This window comes from Chromobacterium sp. S0633 (genome assembly GCF_024158805.1).
Taxonomy (GTDB): Bacteria; Pseudomonadota; Gammaproteobacteria; order Burkholderiales; family Chromobacteriaceae; genus Chromobacterium.
In genome coordinates, this window is the sequence record NZ_JAMZGH010000032.1 from 23,345 (window position 1) to 44,129 (window position 20,785).

Genomic DNA, 20,785 nt, shown 5'->3' on the forward strand with positions numbered 1-20,785 from the left:
GGTCAATCCTCTTCGGTTTTGTTGTCCAGCCTTCGGTTCTTCAGGCTGTGCTTGGTTTTTTCCAGCTGGCTGATCAGGCCCGGCCCGCGCTTGAGCGCCACGCTCACCGCCAGGATGTCGATCTGCACCAGGTGCACGATGCGCGAAATCATCGGGCTATAGGTTTCATTGTCTTCCAGCGTGTCTGCGATCAAGGCCACGGTGGAGCGGCGCGCCAGCGGCGAACCGCTGGTGGTCAGCGCCACCACGCTGGCGCCGGCGGACAGCGCCACATCCACGGCCTCCAGCAATTCCAGCGTGCGGCCGGAGCTGGAGATCGCCACCAGCACGTCGCCCGGGCCCAGCACCGAGGCCGCCATCATCTGGATGTGGGTGTCGGAATAGGCGACGGTGGGAATGCCGAAGCGGAAGAATTTGTGCTGGGCGTCCGCGGCGATGATGCCGGAGTTGCCCAGGCCGTAGAATTCGATGCGGCGCGCGTCGGTCAACAAGCGGACCGCGGATTCTATCGATTGCGGATTGACGTCGTTGCGGCACTTGAGCAGCGCGGACACGGTGTTGTCGAACACCTTGGCGACGATTTCCGAAGTCGGATCTTCCGGGCGCACGCTGGAATGCACATAGGGCACGCCGGTGACCAGGCTGCCGGCCAGCTTCAGTTTGAAGTCCGGCAGGCCGGAACAGCCCACGGTGCGGCAAAAGCGGATCACGGTGGGCTGGCTGACGCCGGCGTTCTTGGCGATGTCGGCCACCGCCGCCTGGATCACGGTGTAAGGCTGTTCCAGCACCAGCTCGGCCACTTTGCGCTCGGCCGAGGACAGGATCTCCAATTGGCTCCTGATACGTTCAAGCATGTATTTACTCTCCTGCCGCGCCGTCGTCAGGATGCGCCCGGAGTCGGGCGCGGGCGCTCGCCAGTTCGGCCGCCAGATGGGCGGCCACGCCCGGCAGAGCCGGGTAGGAGCTGACGATCAGATAGACCGGAATCGCGGCCAGATAGCCGGACATCCGTCCCTTATCCTCGAAGCGGCGGCGGAATGGTGATTGTTCAAAAAAACCGCGTAGACGCGGCACGATACCACCACCTAGATACACGCCGCCACGGGCGCCGAGATTCAGGGCCAGATTCGCCGCCGCGCCGCCCAGCATGCCGCAGAACACTTCCAGGGTTTCGCGGCAGCGCGGACAGGCGCCGGACAGACCGCGCGCGGTGACCTCGGCCGGGTCCAGCGCCGCGGCCGTTTCGCCGGCCCGCTCGCACAAGGCCTGATAAATCAAGGGGATGCCGGAGCCTGACAACAGACGCTCGGCGGACACGTGGCCGAAGCGCCGCATCGCGTAAAGCCAGATGTCGGCCTCGCGCTCGTCAAACGGGGCGAAGCCGACATGGCCGCCCTCGCCGGACAAGGGCGCATGGCCGCCCGGATAGGGAATCAGCGCCGACACGCCCAGGCCGGTGCCGGGGCCGATCAGCGCCAGCGGCGCGCCGGCTTCCGCCTCGCCGCCGCCGATTTGCAGCAGTTCGCTCGCAGGCAGATGCGGCAGGGCCAGCGCCAGCGCGGTGAAATCGTTGATCACCAACAGCGTGGTCAGGCCCAGCGCCTGGCGCGTGGCCTCGATGGAGAAGGCCCAATGGTGATTGGTCATCTGCACCCAGTCGCCCAGCACCGGGTTGGCGATGCCGAAAGCCGCGTGGGCGACCGCGCGCGCGCCGGCCAGGTCCAGATAGGCGCGCACCGCGTCCAGCAGCGTGGGATGGCCGGCGCAGGGCAGCACCTCGATGTCCTCGATCACGCCGGGCGCGGTCTCCAGCGCGAAGCGGGCGTTGCTGCCGCCGATGTCGGCCAGCAGCCGCGGCCATTGCTCAGGCAGACCAGTAGACATCCAGCTCCACCTTGTTCTGAGCCAGGAAATGGCTGATGGGCAGCGCGTCGCTGACGCCCTGGGCGGCGGCGTCCAGCACCTGGCGCTTCTTGTCGCCCTGGATGGACAGGATCAGGCAGCCGGCGCGCAAGAGCGCGGCGTAACTCATCGACACCCGGCGGTGCGGCGCGGTCTTGGGCGTCACCGCCAGAAAGGCGGCGGCGGACGCCGGGTCCAGGCCGGCCGCCAGCTCGTCGGCGCCGGGGAACAGCGAAGCGGTGTGGCCGTCCTCGCCCATGCCCAGGATGGCGACGGTGGGCGGAACGAAAGCGGCGTTGGCGCGCGCCACGTCGGCGTCGATGTCCGCGGCGTCCCCGACCAGGGGCAGGAAGCGCGCCTCCACGGCGCGGTCGCGCAGCAAGTGGACGCGCACCAGCGCGGCGTTGCTGTCCGGATGGCTGTCCGGCACAAAACGCTCGTCCACCAGGGTGACGGTCACCTTGGACCAGTCTATCGCCATGGTGCTGAGCATGTGGAAGAAGGGAATCGGCGATTTGCCGCCGGACACCGCCAGCACGGCGGCGCCCTGACTGGCGATGGCGGCGGACAGCCGCGAGGCCACGCTATTGGCCAGCGCGGTGGACTGTTGCTCGCTATCGGAAAATTCTACGCAGTTCATCAGCGGCGCTCCGCGGGTAAAAAGTTAAGGTCAAGCATCGGTGCTGCCCGAAGTTAAAACGAGACGCTCAGCATGGGGCAGCCATCGTCGCGAGCGGCCCGAGGTCGAAGCGAGAAGCGCAGCCGTACAATGGTACGGCGAGCACCGCGGCATTCGAGATCGAGACGCGCCACAAACGGTCAGCATGGGACAGCCATCGTCGCGAGCGGCCCGAGGTCGAAGCGAGAAGCGCAGCCGTACGGTAGTACGGCGAGCACCGCAGCATTCGAGATCGGGACGCGCAGCAGATGGATGCCTCCATGCGGCTCAGCATTCCTCGTGCCAGCCTATCCCATCGCGCGATAACAAAGCGCTGGACGCCGCCGGGCCCCAGGTGCCGGCGGTGTACTGCTTGGGCGGCAGATTGCTGCTATGGCTCCAGGTGTCCATGATGGGTTCCACCCAGCGCCAGGCCTCGATCAGCTCGTCGCGGCGCATGAACAGCGCCAGCTTGCCGCGGATCACGTCCAGCAGCAGGCGCTCATAGGCGTCGGCGCGGCGCACTTTGAAGGCTTTATAGAAGTCCAGGTCGAGGTAGGCCGGCTGCAGGCGCATATTGTCGCCCGGCTCCTTGGCCAGGAAGTACAGGCGGATGCTTTCTTCCGGCTGCAGGCGGATCACCAGCCGGTTGGCGGTGTGGCTGCCGCTCATCGGGCCGTTGAACAGCTGGTGCGGCACGTCGCGGAAGTTGATGACGATCTCGGCGACCCGCTCCTGCATCCGCTTGCCGGTGCGCAGGAAGAAGGGCACGCCGGCCCAGCGCCAGTTGTCGATCTCGGCCTTGAGCGCGACGAAGGTTTCGGTCTGGCTGTCGGCGGGGATGCCCTGCTCGTTCAGATAGCCGACCACCGGCTGGCCGCCGACGGCGCCGGCCTTGTACTGGCCGCGCACGGTCTTGGCCGCCACGTCCTGTTCGCTGAACGGGCGCAGGGCCTTCAACACCTTGAGCTTTTCGTCGCGCACCGCGTCGGCTTCCATATTGGCCGGCGGCTCCATCGCCACGATGCACAGCAGTTGCAACAGGTGGTTCTGCACCATGTCGCGCAGCGCGCCGGTGCCGTCGTAGAAGTCGCCGCGGCTGCCCACGCCCAGATCTTCGGAGATGGTGATCTGCACATCGTGTATCCATTCGCGCCGCCACAGCGGCTCGAACAGCGCGTTGGCGAAGCGGATCGCCATCAGGTTCTGCACCGATTCCTTGCCCAGGTAGTGGTCGATCCGGTACAGCTGCTCTTCCTTGAAGAAGCGCGCCACGTCGTCGTTGATCTCGTTGGAGGAATCCAGGTCGGTGCCCAGCGGCTTTTCCAGCACCACGCGCACATTGCCGCTATTGAGGCCCACCGCCGCCAGGTTCTCGCAGATGCCGGCGAACAGATTGGGCGCGGTGGCCAGATAACAGACCACCACGCGGTCGTCGTCGCCCTTGAGCTTGTCCGCCAGCGCCGGGAAATCCCGCGGCTGCGAGGCGTCCACTTTCAGGTATTCGATCCGCGCACAGAAGCTGTCCCAGGCGGCGGCGTCGAAATGGGCTTTGACGTGCTGACGCGAGTTCTTCTCGACAAAGGCCAGGTAGTCGTCGCGGCTCAAGTCCTTGCGGCCCAGCGCCAGGATGCGGCCCTGCTGATTGAGCAGGCCGGCGGCGTGCGCCTGATACAAGGAGGGCAGCAGCTTGCGCATCACCAGATCGCCGGCGCCGCCGAACAAGACCATATCGAAGGCCGGGGTTGGCGTAGTACGGGTATCCATCCTGATCTTCCATCTCGAGACGTTTGTAGATGTAGTTATATTACCACCAGCTTTTACCTTGTCCATGTCATCTCACTGACGCAGGCCGCTTTTGCAACACCTTTTGCCCCAAAGCAAACAATTCTCCCAATCGCAGCACTGGCGGGTGTTGCCTCGCGCCGCCGGGCGTATCATGGCGGGACGGCGCTGGAGCGCGTCTTGCATTTTGAGTGTAGTAAAACTACTATCAACCCACTTCAACACGGAACGTCATCATGGCCTTGCATTCCACCCTGTCCGCCGTTACCGAGCGCATCGTCAACCGGAGCCGGGCAACGCGCGCCGCCTACCTGGACCGCTTGCGCGCAGCAGCCCATCAGGGAAGGGTGGAGCGCTCGCAATTGTCGTGTACCAATCTGGCCCACGCCTTCGCCGCCATGCCCGACGGCATCAAGATACATCTAAAGGAAGAGCACCGCCCCAATCTGGCCATCGTCTCTTCCTATAACGACATGCTGTCCGCCCACCAGCCGCTGGAAACCTATCCGGCGCAGCTGAAGGAGGCGGCGCTGGCGGCCGGCGCCACCGCCCAGTTCGCCGGCGGCGTGCCGGCGATGTGCGACGGCGTGACCCAGGGCCAGCCGGGCATGGAGCTGTCCCTGTTCTCCCGCGACATCATCGCGATGAGCACCGCGGTGGCGCTGTCCCACCAGATGTTCGACGCCGCGCTGTATCTGGGCGTGTGCGACAAGATCGTGCCCGGCTTGCTGATAGGCGCGCTGTCCTTCGGCCACCTGCCGGCGGTGTTCGTTCCCGCCGGTCCGATGACCACCGGCATCGCCAACGATGAAAAAGCCAAGGTGCGCCAGTTGTACGCCGAAGGCAAGGTGGGCCGCGACGCGCTGCTGGAATCCGAATGCCAGTCCTACCACGGTCCCGGCACCTGTACCTTCTACGGCACCGCCAACTCCAATCAGATGCTGATGGAGATCATGGGCCTGCACCTGCCCGGCGCCGCCTTCGTCAACCCGGGCACCCCGCTGCGCGAGGCGCTGACCCGCGCCGCCGCCAAGCAGGCGGCCAAGATCGCCGCCCAGGGCAAGGCCTTCACCCCGGTGGGCGAGATGATAGACGAGAAGTCCATCGTCAACGCCATCGTCGGCCTGCTGGCCACCGGCGGCTCCACCAACCACACCATGCACATCGTCGCCATCGCCCGCGCCGCCGGCATCGACGTGAACTGGGACGATTTCGACGAGCTCTCCGCCGTGGTGCCGCTCTTGGTCCGCGCCTACCCCAACGGCAAGGCCGACGTGAACCACTTCCACGCCGCTGGCGGCATGGGCTTCGTGATCCGCGAACTGCTGTCCGCCGGCCTGCTGCACGAGGACGTGGGCACCGTGGCCGGCCGCGGCCTGTCTCGCTACGCGCAGGAACCGTGGCTGGATCAGGGCGAACTCAAATGGCGGGACGCGCCCGCCGACAGCGGCGACGACAGCGTGCTGCGCACCGCCGCCGACCCCTTCTCCGCCGACGGCGGCCTCAAGCTGCTGTCCGGCAAGCTGGGCCGCGCGGTGATCAAGGTGTCCGCGGTCAAGCCGGAACACCGGGTGGTGGAAGCGCCGGCGGTGATCTTCCACGACCAGAACGACATGCTGGCGGCGTTCAAGCGCGGCGAGCTGGAAAAAGACTTCATCGCGGTGATCCGCTTCCAGGGCCCGCGCGCCAACGGCATGCCGGAACTGCACAAACTGACCCCGGCCCTGAGCATTTTGCAGGAGCGCGGCTTCAAGGTGGCCCTGGTCACCGACGGCCGCATGTCCGGCGCCTCCGGCAAGGTGCCGGCCGCCATCCACGTCTCACCGGAAGCCCTGTCCGGCGGACCGATCGGCAAGGTGCGCGACGGCGACCCGGTGCGGCTGGACGCCAATAGCGGCGAGTTGACCGTGCTGGTGGACGAGGCCGAATGGGCCGCGCGCGAACCGGCGCAGGCCGACCTGACGCATAATGATTTTGGCATGGGACGGGACTTGTTCGCGGTGTTCCGTTCGGTGGCCGACCACGCCGAAGCCGGCGCCACCAGCTTCCGCCATCCCGACTTCCACCCCGCTTCTTGGAGAAAATGAATATGGACGCATTGACCCTGCTGCGCCAAGGCCCGGTTGTTCCGGTGATCATCGTCAACGACGCGGCCGTGGCCGTTGAGCTGGCCCAGGCGCTGGTGGCCGGCGGCGTGCGCGTGCTGGAAGTGACGCTGCGCACCAAGGCCGCGCTGGCGGCGATGCGCCGCATGCGCGACGAAGTGCCGGGCGCCATCGTCGGCGCCGGCACGCTGCGCACCCGCGCCCACGTGGAGGCCGCCATCGACGCCGGCGCGCAATTCGGCGTCAGCCCCGGCTTCACCCCGGAGCTGGGCGCCGCCGCCCGCGCCGCCAATCTGACGCTGATTCCCGGCATCGCCACCCCGTCCGAGGCGATGCGCGCCCAGGACGAGGGCTTCACCATCCAGAAGCTGTTCCCGGCCGAGGCCGTGGGCGGCGTCAAGCTGCTCAAATCGCTGGCCAGCCCGTTCTCCGATCTGCGCTTCTGCCCCACCGGCGGCATCGACATCAAGAAAGCGCCGGAATACCTGGCGCTGCCCAATGTGCTGGCCGTGGGCGGCAGCTGGCTGACTCCGGACGACGCCATCGCCAACCGCGATTGGGACCGCATCACCCAGCTGGCCTTGGAAGCGAGCCAGCTGCACAGGAATTAAACGACGTTGCTTCTTTACAGGGCCTCCCGGCCCTGTTTTTTTTGGCGGGCCGCCCGCCGCCGGCCCGCCCCTGTCCGGTTTTGTCCTTCCTTTCCCCCGCCAATTGCCTAAGCTCAAGAAGCAGGACTTCATCGCCTGCCGGCCCACGCCCGCGCCGGCGACGGCTCACCTATTGGAGACCCCTATGCAAGTGGCGGAAATATTTGAAAAAGCGTCGGGCAAACTGCCCATGGTGCCCAAAGTGGTCCAGGAGCTGGTGGCCAGTTTTCACCGCACCGACGTGAACATCGATGAAATTACCGACAAGGTGGGACATGACCAGGTGCTGACCGCGCGCGTGCTGCGGCTGGCCAATACCGCGCGCTTCGGCGGCAGCCGGCGCGTGGGCTCTCTGGACGACGCCATCATCCTGCTCGGCTTCGACAACCTCAGGGTGCTGGTGATCGCCTCCGGCGTCACCGGCGCCACGCTGGGCATCCAGGGCTTCGACATGAAGGCGTTCTGGCAGCGCAGCTTCGCGATGGCCAACGCCGCCAAACGGCTGGCCAAGCTGGCCCGGCTGGACCCGCAGCTGGGCTATACCTGCGGCCTGCTGTCCAATATCGGCGAACTGGTGCTCTATGTGGCGGTGCCGGAACAGGCTTTGCAGATAGACCGCATCGTCGCCGGCGGCGCCGACCGGGTGGCCACCGAGCGCATGCTGCTGGGCATGGATCTGACCGAGGTGGGCGCCGAGCTGGCGCGGCGCTGGAATTTTCCGGACGAAATCCAGGAAGCCATCTTCAACCAGCACGATCTGCTGAACGAGGAAGTGTCGCCGTTCGCGCTGCTGATCGGCCTGGCGTCCTTCATGACCTCCGGCTTCAATCACGATATGAGCGAGGAGGACATGCTGGCCACCCTGCCGGTCAGCGTGATGGAGCGCGCCGGCTTGAAGCGCGAGGACCTGGCCGCGGCGCTGCCGGAGTTGCGCGAGGCCTGCACCGCGCTGGATGAAATGTTCTAAGAACCTATTCAATGTCTGCTGCGCATCGGCGATCCGGCGTTGAAAACAGCTTCGAAATGCTCATGTACCACGCGTACATTCCGCTTTCTCAGCTGTTTTCGCCTTGCCTCGCCTTAGCTCGCGAAATCTTGAACAGGCTCTAAGCACCGTCCGGCCGGACGCAAAAAAGGCGGCCCAAGCCGCCTTTTCGCACGTTTCGCATTGCGGACTCAACCGGCCTGGCCGTCCGCCTCGCCCGTCTCCGTCTCGGCTTCCGACGCCTCGTCCTCGGCGGCGTCGACATGGCCGAGCACACCAACGCAGCGCAGTTCGATCTCCTGCATCAGCTCGTCAATGCGGATCACCGACAGCTGGATGCGGTCGCCGCGCGCCAGCTCCGGCAGGCCCGGGATGCGCACCCGCATCGGCAGGCCGTCGATGCGCACCAGGTCTTCCTTGATGAAGGCGGCGGTGGGATCGGACACCCCCTCCTGGCTGAACCAGCGCAGGCACCAGAAATGCTCCATCCGGTCCTGGAAGCCCAGGTAGGCGGAGTAGGTGGTGTCGAAATCGCGCAGGATGGCGAACAGCATCGCGTCGCCCTGCTCGAACTGCGGCTTCTCGCCGCGGATCATGGACATCAGCTGGCGCTGGTTGATGAAGTCGGTGGCGCGGCGCAGCGGCGACGTGGCCCACGCGTATTGAGCCACGCCCAAGCCGGTGTGCGGCTCGGGCCGCGTGGTCATCCTCACCTTGCCCATGCTTTGCGCGCGGTACATGCCGGGGATGTCGGCCTCGGCCAGCATCCGGCCCCACTCGCTGTTGGCCAGAATCATCAGCTCGGACACCAGCTTGTCCATCGGCGCGCCGCGCTTGCGCAAGGTGATCAGCACCTTGCCGTCGACCACGTCGAAGTTGTAATCCATCTGCACCGGCCGGGTCGGGTCGTATTTGCCGCGGCGCTTCTCCAGCGCCTCGGCGAACTGCCAGAACCAGATCAGTTCCTGCTTGAACGGATAGTCCACGCCCGGATCGCAAGCCAGCGTCTCTTCGTTGAAGAACTGCTCCAGCGCGGCGTGGCGCAGGTTGGCGGCGATATGCACCTTCTCGATGCGGTTCTCGTAGGCCACCGGCTCGAACTCAGGCGTCACCTCCACGTAGAGGCTGAGCGCCGGGCAGTCGTGCCCTTCCTTGAGGGTGAACATCTCCACCAGATCGTCCGGCAGCATGGTGATCTTGTCGCCGGGGAAATACACGGTGGACAGCCGGGACAGCAGCAGCTTTTCCAGCGGCGAGCCTATCTCTATGCCCAGCGACGGCGCGGCGATATGAATGCCGACGCGCTTGTTGCCGTTGGGCAGGTCCTGCACCGACAAGGCATCGTCGATCTCGGTGGTGTTGGCGTCGTCGATGGAGAAGGCACGCACCGGCGACAGCGGCAGCTCTTCCGGCAGCGTGGGCAGTTCGTACTTGCCGAAGCCGCGGCCCTTGGGGAAGAACTCCAGCATGAAGCCGGCCATCAGGTAGTCCGGCACCGAAGAGATGCCGCCCACCTTGTCCGCCAGCCGCAGCGGCGGCAGGCTCAGCTCGCGCGAGGCCTGGTCGAAGGCCTTGAACTCCAGCGTGTTCTTGTCGGGTTTCCACAACAAGGTCATCAGCTGGCCGCGGATCGCCTCCGGCAGCTGGCCGGCTTTCAGCTCCGCCACCCACTGGTCGATCTGCTCCTGCTCGCGCTTCTTGCGCTCCAGCCCGGCCAACGCCGCCTTCAGCGCGTCTTCCGGCGCCTTCTTGTAGCGGCCCTTGCCTTTTTTGTAGAAATACATCGGCGCGCCGTACAGCCGCGACACGATGGCGGCGGCCTCGGCCGCCGACGGCGCGCGGCCCCAGTAATCGGCCGCCAGCGCCTCATAGCCGAACTCGTCGTCCGGGCAGCATTCCCACAGGAAATCCAGGTCAATATCCGCGGCAAGTTGCTCTACCATGGGCAGAAAATCGCCCAATGCGGAGCTAAACTCCAGAAAAACATTCGCCGCCTTGATCTTGGCGCGCTTGCCATGCTGGGTATCCACTTGCAGACTAGCGTCATTGCGCGAAACGATGCTGCCGACCTTAAAGCCGCCGCTCTCTTCGTAAAAAACGTTCATTAAAAATTTTTGCCAGGCCGTTGCAATCCAACGGCGGATTATAACAGCGCGCCTCAGGCGCGGCTTCAGAACTTGAATATTGGACGACCGGGTCCACCGGGGAATACTTGATCATGTCGCAACATCAGGCTTTCAAACAACGTGTGCATCTGGCACAGGAAATCGATCGCATCGGCCACCTGCTCGTCACCCGCTGGGAGCGGCCGCTGGCCGCCCACCTGCTGTCGCTGATCCTGCGGCTGGAGGACATGGTGCGCGAGCAGGACCTCAACGAAATCACCGGGGAAATCCAGACCCTGTCGCGGCTGCTGCAAGGCTGGATCCAGCAACCGCAGACCGCGCCGTCGGAAAGCGAGCGCTACAACCGGCTGCGCCACCACCTGGGCCTGGTCAGCCAGCTGGGCATGATGGAGCGCAAGGACGGCCTGCCGGAGATCGACTACGACGCCCTGCTGGGCGGCGGCCTGGTCACCCTCTATCTATGGCTGCCGCAAGACGTGGACGCCACGCCGCTGATCCAGCAGCTGTCCTGCTACGGCATCCACGCCAAGGTGATCCAGCAGGCGGCCAAACTGGCCCAGGCGCTGCAGGACAAGGCGCCGGAAGCGGTGGTGGCTTTCACCGAGTTCGCCGCCAACGATCCCATCCTTTTGCTGGCCCCCACCATCAGCAGCATCTGTCCGCTGATCCTGACCTCGCCGCTGCACGATTTCCAGGCGCGGCTGGCGGCGGTGCGCGCCGGCGCCGGCAGCCTGCTGGACTGGCCGCTGCAAGCGCATCAGCTGATTGACCAGCTGAGCTTCAGCGATCTGGGCGAGAAGCGCGAGCCCTTGCGCGTGCTGATCGTGGAGGACATGGAATCGCTGGCCGGGCTCTACTCCAGCGTGCTCAACGCCCAGGGGGTGGAAACCCGCGAGGAGACCCAGCCGGAACGGGTGCTGGACATGATAGAGCAGTTCCGCCCCGACCTGATCCTGATGGACATGTACATGCCGCAGTGCAGCGGCATGGAGCTGGCCAAGGTGATCCGCCAGCAGCGGCTGCTGGACGGCATCCCGGTGGTGTTCCTGTCGGTGGAAAAGCGCCAGGCGGTGCAGCTGGACGCGCTGACCCTGGGCATAGACGGCTTCCTGACCAAGCCGGTGGCGCCGGAGGAGTTGATCGTCACCGTGATCAACCGCGCGCGCCGCTACCGCAAGCTGCGTTCCTACATCATCAACGACAGCCTCACCGGCCTGCTCAACCACTCCCATCTGCACGGCCAGCTGGAGTACGGCATCCAGCGCGCGCGCCGCGATCAGCGGCCGCTGTCGCTGGCGATGCTGGACCTGGACTTCTTCAAGACCATCAACGACAGCCACGGCCATCCGGCCGGCGACGAGCTGCTAATCAATCTGGCGCGTTTCCTCAAGGAACGGCTGCGCAGCAGCGATCTGGTGGGCCGCTACGGCGGCGAGGAGTTCGCCATCGTGCTGCCCGGCACCCATCAGACGCAGGCGCGCGAACTGATGGACCAGCTGCGCCAGGACTTCAGCCAGATAGAGCAGCGCGCGCCGGACGGCGACTTCCGCCAGACCTTCAGCGTGGGCATCAGCTCGCTGGACACCGCCGCCAGCAGCACCGAGCTGGTGCGTCAGGCCGACGAAATGCTGTACCGGGCCAAGGCCAACGGCCGCAACCGGGTGGAGATCATGCAGGACTGAGCCCCGCCGCCGGGCCCCGCCCGGACGCGAAAAAGCCCGGACCACCGAGAGGTTCCGGGCTTTTTTTCGGGCGCGGCGCTCAGCGCCGCACCCAGGACGCCTGTTTACGATCCGCGTGCTCAAAGCCTGTTAACACCGCCGAAGCGCGGCAGGCTTTGAAAGCGTCTCAGGCCTCGGTCAGCACCAGGCGCACGCCCTGCTCTTCCAGCAGCTTGGTCACCGGCTCCGGCGGCAGCGCGTCGGTGAACACGGTGTGGAACTCGCTGATGTGTCCCATGCGCACCAGGGCGTTGCGGCCGAACTTGCTGTGGTCCGCCGCCAGGTAACGGTGACGGGCGTTGGACATCATCGCCTGCGCCACCCGCACTTCGCGGTAATCGAAGTCCAGCAGCGAGCCGTCCGGCTCGATGCCGGACACGCCGATGATGGCGTAGTCCACCTTGAACTGGTTGATGAAGTCCAGCGTGGCCACGCCGGTGATGCCGCCGTCGGACGCGCGCACCGTGCCGGAGGTGATCATCACCGTGAAATCCGGATTGGTGGACATGATGGAGGCCACATGGATGTTGTTGGTGATCACCCGCAAACCCTTGTGCGTGCTGGTCAGCGCCTGGGCCACCGCCTCTATGGTGGTGCCTATGCTCATGAACAGCGAGGCGTGATCGGGAATGCTGCTGGCGATCATGTCCGCGATATGCGCTTTTTCGCTCTGGAATTTTCCTTTGCGCGCGAAATAGTCCTCATTCTCCACGCTGCTGCCCAGGGCGGCGCCGCCGTGGTAGCGGCGCAACAGATTGGCCTCGCACAGCTGGTTGATATCGCGGCGAATGGTTTGCGGGGTGACATCGAGCAGTCTGGCCAACTCTTCGATCGGCATGAAGCCGTTTTCGCGGACCAGCTGCAGAATCTTGTCGTGACGGGGTGAGCGGCTCATAACTATTCGGAATCGAAAATCACGTCACTTTAGTAACATATTTTGCGGGTCAGCGGCAAACAGAACCACTATTCCGGCTTGATATCGGCCAATAGTGTTCGTTTATTGCGTATTTTTTGCTCAGGAGACCGGCTGGCCCTCCGCCAGCGGCGGACGCCCCCACAGAAAATCGCGCAGCTGTTCCAGCGGCATCGGCCGCGCCAGCAGATAGCCTTGCAGATAATGCACGCCGCTTTGCTGCAGATAAGCGCGCTGCTGTTCGGTTTCCACGCCCTCGGCCACCATGGAGATGCGCAGCTGCTTGGCCAGATCGATGATCATCTCCAGGATGCGGTTGGCGATGGAGTCGCTGCCTATCGCCGCCACGAACACCCGGTCTATCTTCAGATGATCGGCGTGAATGCGGTTGAGCTCGGCCAGGCTGCTGTGGCCGGTGCCGAAGTCGTCGATGGCGATCTGCACCCGCATCCGCCGCAGCGCGGCCATCACCTGCTGGCTTTGCGGCGTCACCCGGATGGGCTCGCGCTCGGTCACTTCCAGCACCAGCCGCGGCGGCGTCTTCGGGAAGTGTCGCAAAAACGCCTGACAGTCCTCCACCAGTTGCGCGTGCTGCAGATGGCTGGGCGACAGATTCAGCGCCACGAAAAAGCGATCGGGCAAGGGCAGCGACGCCATGTCGGCGGCCACCCGCCGCATCAGATAGCGGGTGATCTGGATGATCATGCCGGAGGCCTCCGCCACCGGGATGAACAGATCCGGCGGCGTCAGCCCCTGACGCGGATGCTGCCAGCGCAGCAACACCTCCACCCCCATGCAGCGGCGGCCGCAGGCGTCGAACACCGGCTGGTAGTAAGGCAGGAACTCCTGATTGCGCAAGGCCAGCAGGATTTCCCCGCTGACCGAGCCGCGCTTGCGCAGATAACCCAGCAGCAGGACCGCGCCGACCACGCCCACCGGCAGCAACAAGAGCAGGGCGCGCAGCAGGCGCGCCGACGCGCCGCGCCACAGGTAGTCGGCGTCCACCCAGCTGTGCACCGCCAGCGGAAAGCGCTCCGAGGCCGCGATCACCCGCAGCACCGCGCTGGCCGGCACCTCGGCGGCGCCCGGCAATGTGGACTGCACCGCCTCCTTGTGATTCAACACCAGCAGCGAACCGCTGTGGCCGTCGTCGGCCTGCCAGGGCAGCAGAGGGCTGAAATAGGCCAGTTCCACGCTGGCGACGACGGCCTGCCCCCGCTCCCCCAGCAAGGTGCGCATCAGGAAGGGACGCTTGGGGTACAAGGGGCCGGAGTCCAGACGGTAGATCAGCTGCTGCGGCGCCGACGGGGTGAAGGGCAGATCCGAGTACTGCGCGCCCAGCACCGAGGTGCAGTACAGGCGGCGGCCGTCCATCAGCCCCAGCGAGCGGATATAGGGATCGAAGGCCGCCAGCGACACCAGCTTGCCGCGCGCCTGCGGGCAGGGCTGGCCGGCCAACGGCGCGGCCTCCCGCAATGAGCGGTCCACCTGGCTGAACACCCGGTCCACCGAATTGACCGCGCGCCCCGCCGCGCTTTGCAGCTGCGCCTGCACGTCCAGCTGGTAGCGGTTCCAGGTCAGGGGCAGGCCTATCACCGCCGGCAACACGGCCACCAGCAAGACCAAGGCCCATTCCGCGGCGTTGAGGCTGCCGCGGAATTGATTGCCTCGGCTGATCAGGTGACGGAAGCGATGGCGACAAAACACATTGTTCCCCGGCGTGACTGAGTGACTGTAATGACAAGAAGCGGCCCCGCGTCCGGCCATGGCGGCGCGCGCCAATCCGCGGCACGGCTGGCGCTGGCGAGAACAGCATGGATAGACGGGGACTGCCAGGATGAGGGATAGGCGGGCGTTGCCGCGCCGTCCCTTGGAACCTGTTTACGATCTGCCGCGCGCCGTGAGACGCGACACGGTGAGCTGCGCTTCGAAACACTCATGCACCACGTGTGCATTCCGCTTTCTCAGCCGCAACGCCTGGTCTCGCTCTGGCTCGCTGGATCGTAAACACGTTCTTGGAGAAATTTGGAAAACCAGCCGCGCGGCGTGTCGGCCGCCGTCGCGATTTTTCGAAGCTCCCGCAAGTCTGGCGCTAAAGATAACGGTTTAGCCGGAGACAGAAAAGCTAATTAGAAAGATTTATTTAATAAAATGTCTTTGATTGACTGTTGTTTGATATAAATTGCCGCAATCGGCAGGCCCCCAAACAAGAACAGGCCGCGCGCCGCCGGGATGGCGGGCCGCGGCCTGACGGCCATCAAAGGCCTATTCAAAGGCTTGCGGGCAAGAACGAGACAGAGCGGCGCTCAGCGCGCCGCATCTCAGGAAGCGCAGCCGACCTTGAACAGGTTCTAAGGGGCTTAACGCGGCTGCAGGCGTTGACGATGGCGCTCGATCTGCAAGCGCACCTGGCGCGGCGCGGTGCCGCCCACGTGGTCGCGCTGCGCCAGACTGCCTTCCGGGCTCAGCACCGCGAACACGTCCTCATCGATCAAGGGCGAGAACTCGCGCAGCTTGGCCAGCGACAGGTCGGCGATGTCCACGCCCTGCTGCTCGGCGTGGCGCACCGTCAGCGCCACCACCTCGTGGCTGTCGCGGAAGGGCACGCCCTTCTTCACCAGGTAGTCGGCCAGATCGGTGGCGGTGGCGAAGCCTTGCAACACCGCCGCGCGCATCGCCTCCGGCTTGACGGTGACGCCGCGCATCATGTCGGCGTAGATGCGCAGGGTGTCGATCAAGGTGTCCGCGGTGTCGAACAGCGGCTCCTTGTCCTCCTGGTTGTCCTTGTTGTAAGCCAGCGGCTGCGCCTTCATCAGCGTCACCAGCGCGATCAGATGGCCGACCACGCGGCCGGACTTGCCGCGCACCAGCTCCGGCACGTCCGGGTTCTTCTTCTGCGGCATGATGGAACTGCCGGTGCAGAAACGGTCGGCGATGTCGATGAAGCCGACGCGCGGGCTCATCCACAGGATCAGCTCCTCGGACAGCCGCGACAGATGCACCATCACCAAGCTGGCGGCGGCGGTGAATTCAATCGCGAAATCGCGGTCGGACACCGCGTCCAGCGAGTTGTGGCAAACATCGTCGAAACCCAGCAGCTGGGCGGTGTAATGGCGGTCTATCGGGAAGGTGGTGCCGGCCAGCGCCGCCGCGCCCAAGGGCAGGCGGTTGACGCGCTTGCGACAGTCGCTCATGCGTTCGGCGTCGCGCGCCAGCATTTCCACATAGGCCAGCATGTGGTGGCCGAAGGTCACCGGCTGCGCCACCTGCAAATGGGTGAAGCCGGGCAGCACGGTTTCGGCGTGCTGTTCCGCCAGGTCCAGCAGGCTGTGCTGCAGTTCACCGATCAGGCCGACGATGGCGTCGATCTGCGCGCGCAGCCACAGGCGGATGTCGGTGGCCACCTGGTCGTTGCGGCTGCGGCCGGTGTGCAGGCGCTTGCCGGCGTCGCCGATCTTGTCGGTCAGCCGGCGCTCCACGTTCATGTGCACGTCTTCCAGATCCACGCTCCACTCGAAGCGGCCGGCGCGGATATCGTCCAGCACTTCGCCCATGCCTCGTCGGATCGCTGCCAGGTCTTCGGCGGACAGAACGCCGGCGCGCTGCAACATGGCGGCGTGGGCCAGCGAGCCCTCGATGTCGAATTCGGCCAGTCGTCGGTCGAAATCCACCGAAGCGGTGTATTTCTTGACGAGTTCGGATACCGGCTCCGAGAAACGGCCGGACCAGGCGTGTTGATCTTGCATGGCGATGCTTTCTACGATGGCTGCGGACGAAAAACTTGGCGAAACTCCGGGGGCGCGCGGCGCCGCCGGGAATCCCCTACTATGCCAGCGGCGAGCGCCTTCGGCCAGTGCGGGTTTTCCTTGCTATGATGCGGCTATCCTATTTCCGGCCGCGCCCTCATGCCGCTACCGCCCCCGTCCGACCTGCCCGACTACCGCAACCTGGGCGTGCTGCTGCGCGCCTTGCTGCTGCTCGGCCTGTTCCTGCTGGGCGGCCTGTTGCTGGACGACGGCGGCGAGCCGCTGCCCTGGCGGCTGCTGCGCCTGTCCAGCCTGCTGGTGCCCGGCGCCTTGCTAAGCCTGGGCCTGCTGGCCTTGCTGGGCCGCCGCCTCTACCGCGGCCGGCGCGTGACGCTGAGCGCCGCCGCCATCTGCCTGCTGTCCTTCGCCTTCTGCGGCCGTCTGCTCAACCCGCTGGCGCCCATGCCCTGGGGTCAGGTGCTGCTGGCCGGCGCGGTGGGCGGGCTGATGCAGCATTACCTCAATCTGCGCGCGCGCGCCTTGTCCCCGGCGCTGTCGGAGGCGCGGCTGATCGCGCTGCAGGCGCGCATCCGCCCGCATTTCCTGTTCAACAGCCTCAACGCCGCCATCGCGCTGATCGGCAAGCAGCCGGACAAGGCGGAAATGGTGCTGGAAAACCTGGCCGATCTGTTCCGCGCCCAGCTGGGCGATCCGGCGCGGCAATCCACGCTGGGCCGCGAAATCGAACTGGCGGCGATGTATCTGGCGATCGAGGCCGAACGGCTGGGCGCGCGCCTGCAAGTGAGCTGGGACGTGCAAGCGCCGCTGGACGCGGCGCTGCCGCCGCTGATCCTGCAGCCGCTGGCGGAAAACGCGGTGTTCCACGGCATAGAACGGCTGGCCGACGGCGGCGAAATCCGCATCCAGGCGCGCCAGCTAGAACATCAGCTGGAGCTGACGCTGAGCAATCCGGTCAATCCGGAGCCGGCGGCGGCCGCACCCGGCCACCACATGGCGCTGGACAATCTGGCCGAGCGGCTGGAGCTGTATTTCGACGCCGAGGCCTCGCTCAGCGCCCGGCTGGACGGCGAACGCTTCATCACCCGCATCCGCCTGCCTTATCGCCCGGCGCCGGCCCAGCGGCCGGGCTAAGAACCTGTTGACGCTCTGCTGCGCGTCGCGGAGCGTTGCGCGGTGAGTACGCCTTGTCCCGCCCTTGCTCGCCCGATCGTAAACACGCTCTGAAAGCCGTCTATACTGACCCCGTCATCCACTTGAAACAGCTGATAGGGACATCATGGGAAAGAACCGGCTGGAAGCTTTCAGCGACGGCGTGCTCGCCATCATCATCACCATCATGGTGCTGGAACTGAAAGTGCCGCACGACACCAGCTGGACGGCGCTGCAAGACCGTTGGCCGGTCTTTCTCAGCTATGTGCTCAGCTTCATCTACGTAGGCCTGTACTGGAACAACCACCACCACTTCTACCACGCCATCCAGCGCGTGGACGGCCGCGTACTGTGGGCCAATCTGCACCTGCTGTTCTGGCTGTCGCTGATTCCCTTCGTCACCGGCTGGATGGGGGAAAACCACTTCGCGCCGCTGCCGCTGGCCCTGTACGGCGTGGTGTTGCTGATGTGCGCGCTGGCCTGGTGGCTGATGCAGCAATCGCTGCTGTGCCTGCCCGGCAACCGCACCCGACTGTCCGAGGCCTTGGGCAAGGACATCAAGGGCAAGATCTCCCCGCTGTGCTATCTGATCGGCATCGCCGCCGCCTTTTACTGGGAATGGCTGTCCGCGGCGATGTATGTGCTGATGGCCCTGATCTGGCTGGTGCCGGACCGCCGCATAGAACGACTGCTGGCGGAGAAATGAGGCCGTCTTCGTTCCATTAATAAACACTATCAAACAAATTGTAATTTAAGATTTAACAAAACTATCGTCACTTCCGATAATGGCCGCTCCCTTAGTAAATGTTCTAATAATTTATGGGAGTGCCAATGTCAGTTCTGACCTTTTCCGTGAACCGCAAGCTTTTCACCCTGGCGCTGGCTTGTAGCGCCGCTCTGAGCCAAGCCGCCAACCTGACCCAGGACAACGGCGCGCCGGTGGGCGACAACCAGAACAGCCAGACCGCCGGCCCCAACGGCCCCACCCTGCTGCAAGACATTCAACTGCTGCAAAAACTGCAGCGCTTCGACCGCGAGCGCATCCCAGAACGCGTGGTCCACGCGCGCGGCGTAGGCGCCGGCGGCGTCTTCGTCGCCAGCGAGGGCTTGCAGGACGTCAGCCGCGCCCTGGTATTCCGCAAGGGCGAAAAAACGCCGGTGTTCGTGCGCTTCTCCACCGTGATCGGCAGCCGCGGCGCGCCGGAAACCGACCGCGACCCGCGCGGCTTCGCCACCAAGTTCTATACCGCGCAGGGCAACTGGGACCTGGTGGGCAACAACCTGCCGGTGTTCTTCATCCGCGACGCGATCAAGTTTCCGGACATGGTGCATTCGCTGAAGCCGGACCCGGTCAGCAATGAGCAAGACCCCAACCGCGTCTTCGACTTCTTCTCCCATTTGCCGGAATCCACCCATATGCTGACCCGGGTGTACTCCAACTACGGCACCCCGGCCAATTACCGTGAAATGAACGGCAGCAGCGTGCACGCGCTGAAACTGGTGGCCGCGGACGGCCGCTACCAATACGCCAAGTTCACCTGGAAATCGCATCAGGGCGAACGCAATCTGCGCCCGGACGAACTGCCCAAGGTGCAGGGCCAATCGGTCGGCCACGCCACCGCGGACCTGCTGCAAAGCATAGAACAGAAGCGCTACCCGTCCTGGGACTTGTACGTGCAGTTGATCCAGCCCGAGGACATGAACCGCTTCGCCTTCAACCCGCTGGACCCCACCAAGGTGTGGACCGGCGTGGCGGAGCGCAAGGTGGGCACCATGACGCTGAACCAAGTGCCGGCCAACTTCTTCGAAGCCACCGAGCAGGTGGCGATGTCGCCGGCCAACTTGGTGCCGGGCATCGAAGCCTCGGAAGACCGCCTGCTGCAAGGCCGGCTGTTCTCCTATCTGGACACTCAGATGCACCGCGTCGGCACCAATTTCCAGGCGCTGCCGGTGAACCGTCCGCGGGTTGAGGTGGTGAACAATAATCAGGACGGCGCGCAAAACGCCTCCGGCCGCCAGGGCAGCGTCAATTACGAGCCCAGCCGGTTGGCTCCCAAGCCGCAGGACCCGCAGTTCAAGCACAGCCGCCTGCCCTTGCAGGGCAATACCCAGCAGGAGGCCATCGCCAAGACGCTGAACTTCCAGCAGGCCGGCGAGTTCTACCGCTCGCTGAGCGCGCAGGACCAGGCGGACTTGATCCGTAATCTGTCCGGCGATCTGGCCAAGGTGCGCAATGTCGAAACCCGCGACATCATGCTGTCGCACTTCTACAAGGCGGACCGCCAGTACGGCGAGCGTCTGGCCAAGGCCTTGAAGGTGGAGGTGAAGGGGATTGAGCGCAGGGCGGCGTTGTTGCAGGAATAAGCGTAGCCGCTTGAGTTAAGCGGGGCGGCCCAGGGCCGCCCCGTTTTTGCGCGCGCGCCGCGCCGTGACAGCAGTGTCGGCGGGGTTTGGTGGGTATCGCCTGCGGCTCCACCCACCCTACAAGACCATCCGCCGTAGGGTGGGTGGAGCGCAGCGATACCCACACGGAAACGCGATGGAATCGATGCTTGGACCTTGGCGGCGGGCTTTGGTGGGTATTGCCTGCGGCTCCACCCACCCTACAAGACCATCCGCCGTCGGGTGGGTGGAGCGCGGCGATACCCACGCGGAAACGCGATGGAACCGATGCTTGGGTCTTGGCGGCGGGCTTTGGTGGGTATCGCCTGCGGCTCCACCCACCCTACAAATACCCCGACAAACCATCCGCCGTAGGGTGGGTGGAGCGTAGCGATACCCACCGCAAGGTGCTTAGCGGTTTCGCAGGCGGATGCGGCGGAAGCGCGCTTCCAAGCTGAAGCGCTGTCCCAGCGCCAGGTAGATCTGGTGCTGGCTATCGACATGGCGGTAGACCCGGACCCGGTCGGCGCCCAGCAGCATCATGATTTCCAGATAGTTGAAGAAACCCATCCACTGGCCGCGTCCGGCGCGGTCGTCAAAATCGATGTCGCGCGCCACGCGGCTGAGCAGGCCTTTGCCGAC

At 65.2% G+C, this 20,785-nt stretch carries 16 protein-coding genes; 7 read left to right on the plus strand and 9 right to left on the minus strand.

Translation table 11 applies throughout. The features are described from left to right. Positions 1 to 2: 2 nt before the first annotated feature. From hexR to zwf, 4 genes are all read right to left on the minus strand, one after another. Complete coding sequence (gene hexR / locus NK214_RS18155) at positions 3 to 854, minus strand: transcriptional regulator HexR (RefSeq protein WP_048415130.1); 852 nt, start codon at positions 852 to 854, stop codon at positions 3 to 5. 4 nt (positions 855 to 858) lie between these two features. Then, entirely contained in the window at positions 859 to 1,884 is a 1,026-nt protein-coding gene (locus NK214_RS18160; protein ID WP_107801508.1) for a glucokinase, read from the minus strand. Next, the gene (pgl, locus tag NK214_RS18165) at positions 1,865 to 2,542 is read right to left on the minus strand and encodes a 6-phosphogluconolactonase (RefSeq protein ID WP_107801509.1); all 678 of its coding nucleotides are present in this window, start codon (positions 2,540 to 2,542) and stop codon (positions 1,865 to 1,867) included. The genes NK214_RS18160 and pgl overlap by 20 nt, the downstream gene beginning before the upstream one ends. A gap of 306 nt (positions 2,543 to 2,848) precedes the next feature. Further along, the gene (gene zwf / locus NK214_RS18170) at positions 2,849 to 4,327 is read right to left on the minus strand and encodes a glucose-6-phosphate dehydrogenase (RefSeq protein WP_253315157.1); all 1,479 of its coding nucleotides are present in this window, start codon (positions 4,325 to 4,327) and stop codon (positions 2,849 to 2,851) included. A gap of 254 nt (positions 4,328 to 4,581) precedes the next feature. Here zwf and edd point away from each other — a divergent pair, with 254 nt between their 5' ends. From edd to NK214_RS18185, 3 genes are all read left to right on the plus strand, one after another. Continuing rightward, complete coding sequence (edd, locus tag NK214_RS18175) at positions 4,582 to 6,432, plus strand: phosphogluconate dehydratase (protein WP_253315158.1); 1,851 nt, start codon at positions 4,582 to 4,584, stop codon at positions 6,430 to 6,432. A 2-nt stretch (positions 6,433 to 6,434) separates the two neighbouring features. Continuing rightward, positions 6,435 to 7,061 (plus strand): bifunctional 4-hydroxy-2-oxoglutarate aldolase/2-dehydro-3-deoxy-phosphogluconate aldolase, encoded by a 627-nt coding sequence (locus tag NK214_RS18180; protein WP_048408066.1) that lies wholly within the window; start codon positions 6,435 to 6,437, stop codon positions 7,059 to 7,061. Between the two features lie 184 nt (positions 7,062 to 7,245). Continuing rightward, complete coding sequence (locus tag NK214_RS18185) at positions 7,246 to 8,067, plus strand: HDOD domain-containing protein (RefSeq protein ID WP_107801512.1); 822 nt, start codon at positions 7,246 to 7,248, stop codon at positions 8,065 to 8,067. A 209-nt stretch (positions 8,068 to 8,276) separates the two neighbouring features. Here the strand turns inward: NK214_RS18185 and NK214_RS18190 are convergent, their stop codons facing one another. Then, entirely contained in the window at positions 8,277 to 10,190 is a 1,914-nt protein-coding gene (locus NK214_RS18190; RefSeq protein ID WP_227106037.1) for a ribonuclease catalytic domain-containing protein, read from the minus strand. A 113-nt stretch (positions 10,191 to 10,303) separates the two neighbouring features. Between NK214_RS18190 and NK214_RS18195 the strand changes: the two genes are divergently transcribed. Then, positions 10,304 to 11,893, plus strand: a complete 1,590-nt coding sequence (locus tag NK214_RS18195) for a diguanylate cyclase (protein ID WP_227106036.1) — start codon at positions 10,304 to 10,306, stop codon at positions 11,891 to 11,893. A gap of 166 nt (positions 11,894 to 12,059) precedes the next feature. On the opposite strand, the gene NK214_RS18200 is transcribed toward NK214_RS18195, so the two are convergent. The 3 genes from NK214_RS18200 to argH all read right to left on the minus strand — a co-directional run bounded on the left by NK214_RS18200 (position 12,060) and on the right by argH (position 16,591). Then, positions 12,060 to 12,827 (minus strand): DeoR/GlpR family DNA-binding transcription regulator, encoded by a 768-nt coding sequence (locus NK214_RS18200; protein WP_019103455.1) that lies wholly within the window; start codon positions 12,825 to 12,827, stop codon positions 12,060 to 12,062. Positions 12,828 to 12,947: 120 nt separating this feature from the next. Beyond that, complete coding sequence (locus tag NK214_RS18205; protein WP_158274404.1) at positions 12,948 to 14,552, minus strand: EAL domain-containing protein; 1,605 nt, start codon at positions 14,550 to 14,552, stop codon at positions 12,948 to 12,950. Between the two features lie 653 nt (positions 14,553 to 15,205). Beyond that, complete coding sequence (gene argH, locus NK214_RS18210) at positions 15,206 to 16,591, minus strand: argininosuccinate lyase (protein ID WP_107801515.1); 1,386 nt, start codon at positions 16,589 to 16,591, stop codon at positions 15,206 to 15,208. Positions 16,592 to 16,750: 159 nt separating this feature from the next. Here argH and NK214_RS18215 point away from each other — a divergent pair, with 159 nt between their 5' ends. The 3 genes from NK214_RS18215 to NK214_RS18225 all read left to right on the plus strand — a co-directional run bounded on the left by NK214_RS18215 (position 16,751) and on the right by NK214_RS18225 (position 20,125). Beyond that, positions 16,751 to 17,743 (plus strand): sensor histidine kinase, encoded by a 993-nt coding sequence (locus NK214_RS18215; protein ID WP_227106033.1) that lies wholly within the window; start codon positions 16,751 to 16,753, stop codon positions 17,741 to 17,743. 145 nt (positions 17,744 to 17,888) lie between these two features. After that, a complete protein-coding gene (locus NK214_RS18220) occupies positions 17,889 to 18,467 on the plus strand; it encodes a TMEM175 family protein (protein ID WP_081556483.1) in 579 nt (192 codons plus the stop codon). 125 nt (positions 18,468 to 18,592) lie between these two features. Beyond that, the gene (locus NK214_RS18225) at positions 18,593 to 20,125 is read left to right on the plus strand and encodes a catalase (protein ID WP_253315159.1); all 1,533 of its coding nucleotides are present in this window, start codon (positions 18,593 to 18,595) and stop codon (positions 20,123 to 20,125) included. 429 nt (positions 20,126 to 20,554) lie between these two features. Here the strand turns inward: NK214_RS18225 and NK214_RS18230 are convergent. Continuing rightward, the coding region (locus tag NK214_RS18230; RefSeq protein ID WP_253315160.1) for a hypothetical protein at positions 20,555 to 20,785 on the minus strand (231 nt) is incomplete at its 5' end.

Bases quoted from the DNA above. Each gene is read 5' to 3' on its own strand.
- hexR (WP_048415130.1), bottom strand. From the start codon at position 854: ATGCTTGAACGTATCAGGAGCCAATTGGAGATCCTGTCCTCGGCCGAG.
- NK214_RS18160 (WP_107801508.1), bottom strand. From the start codon at position 1,884: ATGTCTACTGGTCTGCCTGAGCAATGGCCGCGGCTGCTGGCCGACATC.
- pgl (WP_107801509.1), bottom strand. From the start codon at position 2,542: ATGAACTGCGTAGAATTTTCCGATAGCGAGCAACAGTCCACCGCGCTG.
- zwf (WP_253315157.1), bottom strand. From the start codon at position 4,327: ATGGATACCCGTACTACGCCAACCCCGGCCTTCGATATGGTCTTGTTC.
- edd (WP_253315158.1), top strand. From the start codon at position 4,582: ATGGCCTTGCATTCCACCCTGTCCGCCGTTACCGAGCGCATCGTCAAC.
- NK214_RS18180 (WP_048408066.1), top strand. From the start codon at position 6,435: ATGGACGCATTGACCCTGCTGCGCCAAGGCCCGGTTGTTCCGGTGATC.
- NK214_RS18185 (WP_107801512.1), top strand. From the start codon at position 7,246: ATGCAAGTGGCGGAAATATTTGAAAAAGCGTCGGGCAAACTGCCCATG.
- NK214_RS18190 (WP_227106037.1), bottom strand. From the start codon at position 10,190: ATGAACGTTTTTTACGAAGAGAGCGGCGGCTTTAAGGTCGGCAGCATC.
- NK214_RS18195 (WP_227106036.1), top strand. From the start codon at position 10,304: ATGTCGCAACATCAGGCTTTCAAACAACGTGTGCATCTGGCACAGGAA.
- NK214_RS18200 (WP_019103455.1), bottom strand. From the start codon at position 12,827: ATGAGCCGCTCACCCCGTCACGACAAGATTCTGCAGCTGGTCCGCGAA.
- argH (WP_107801515.1), bottom strand. From the start codon at position 16,591: ATGCAAGATCAACACGCCTGGTCCGGCCGTTTCTCGGAGCCGGTATCC.
- NK214_RS18215 (WP_227106033.1), top strand. From the start codon at position 16,751: ATGCCGCTACCGCCCCCGTCCGACCTGCCCGACTACCGCAACCTGGGC.
- NK214_RS18220 (WP_081556483.1), top strand. From the start codon at position 17,889: ATGGGAAAGAACCGGCTGGAAGCTTTCAGCGACGGCGTGCTCGCCATC.
- NK214_RS18225 (WP_253315159.1), top strand. From the start codon at position 18,593: ATGTCAGTTCTGACCTTTTCCGTGAACCGCAAGCTTTTCACCCTGGCG.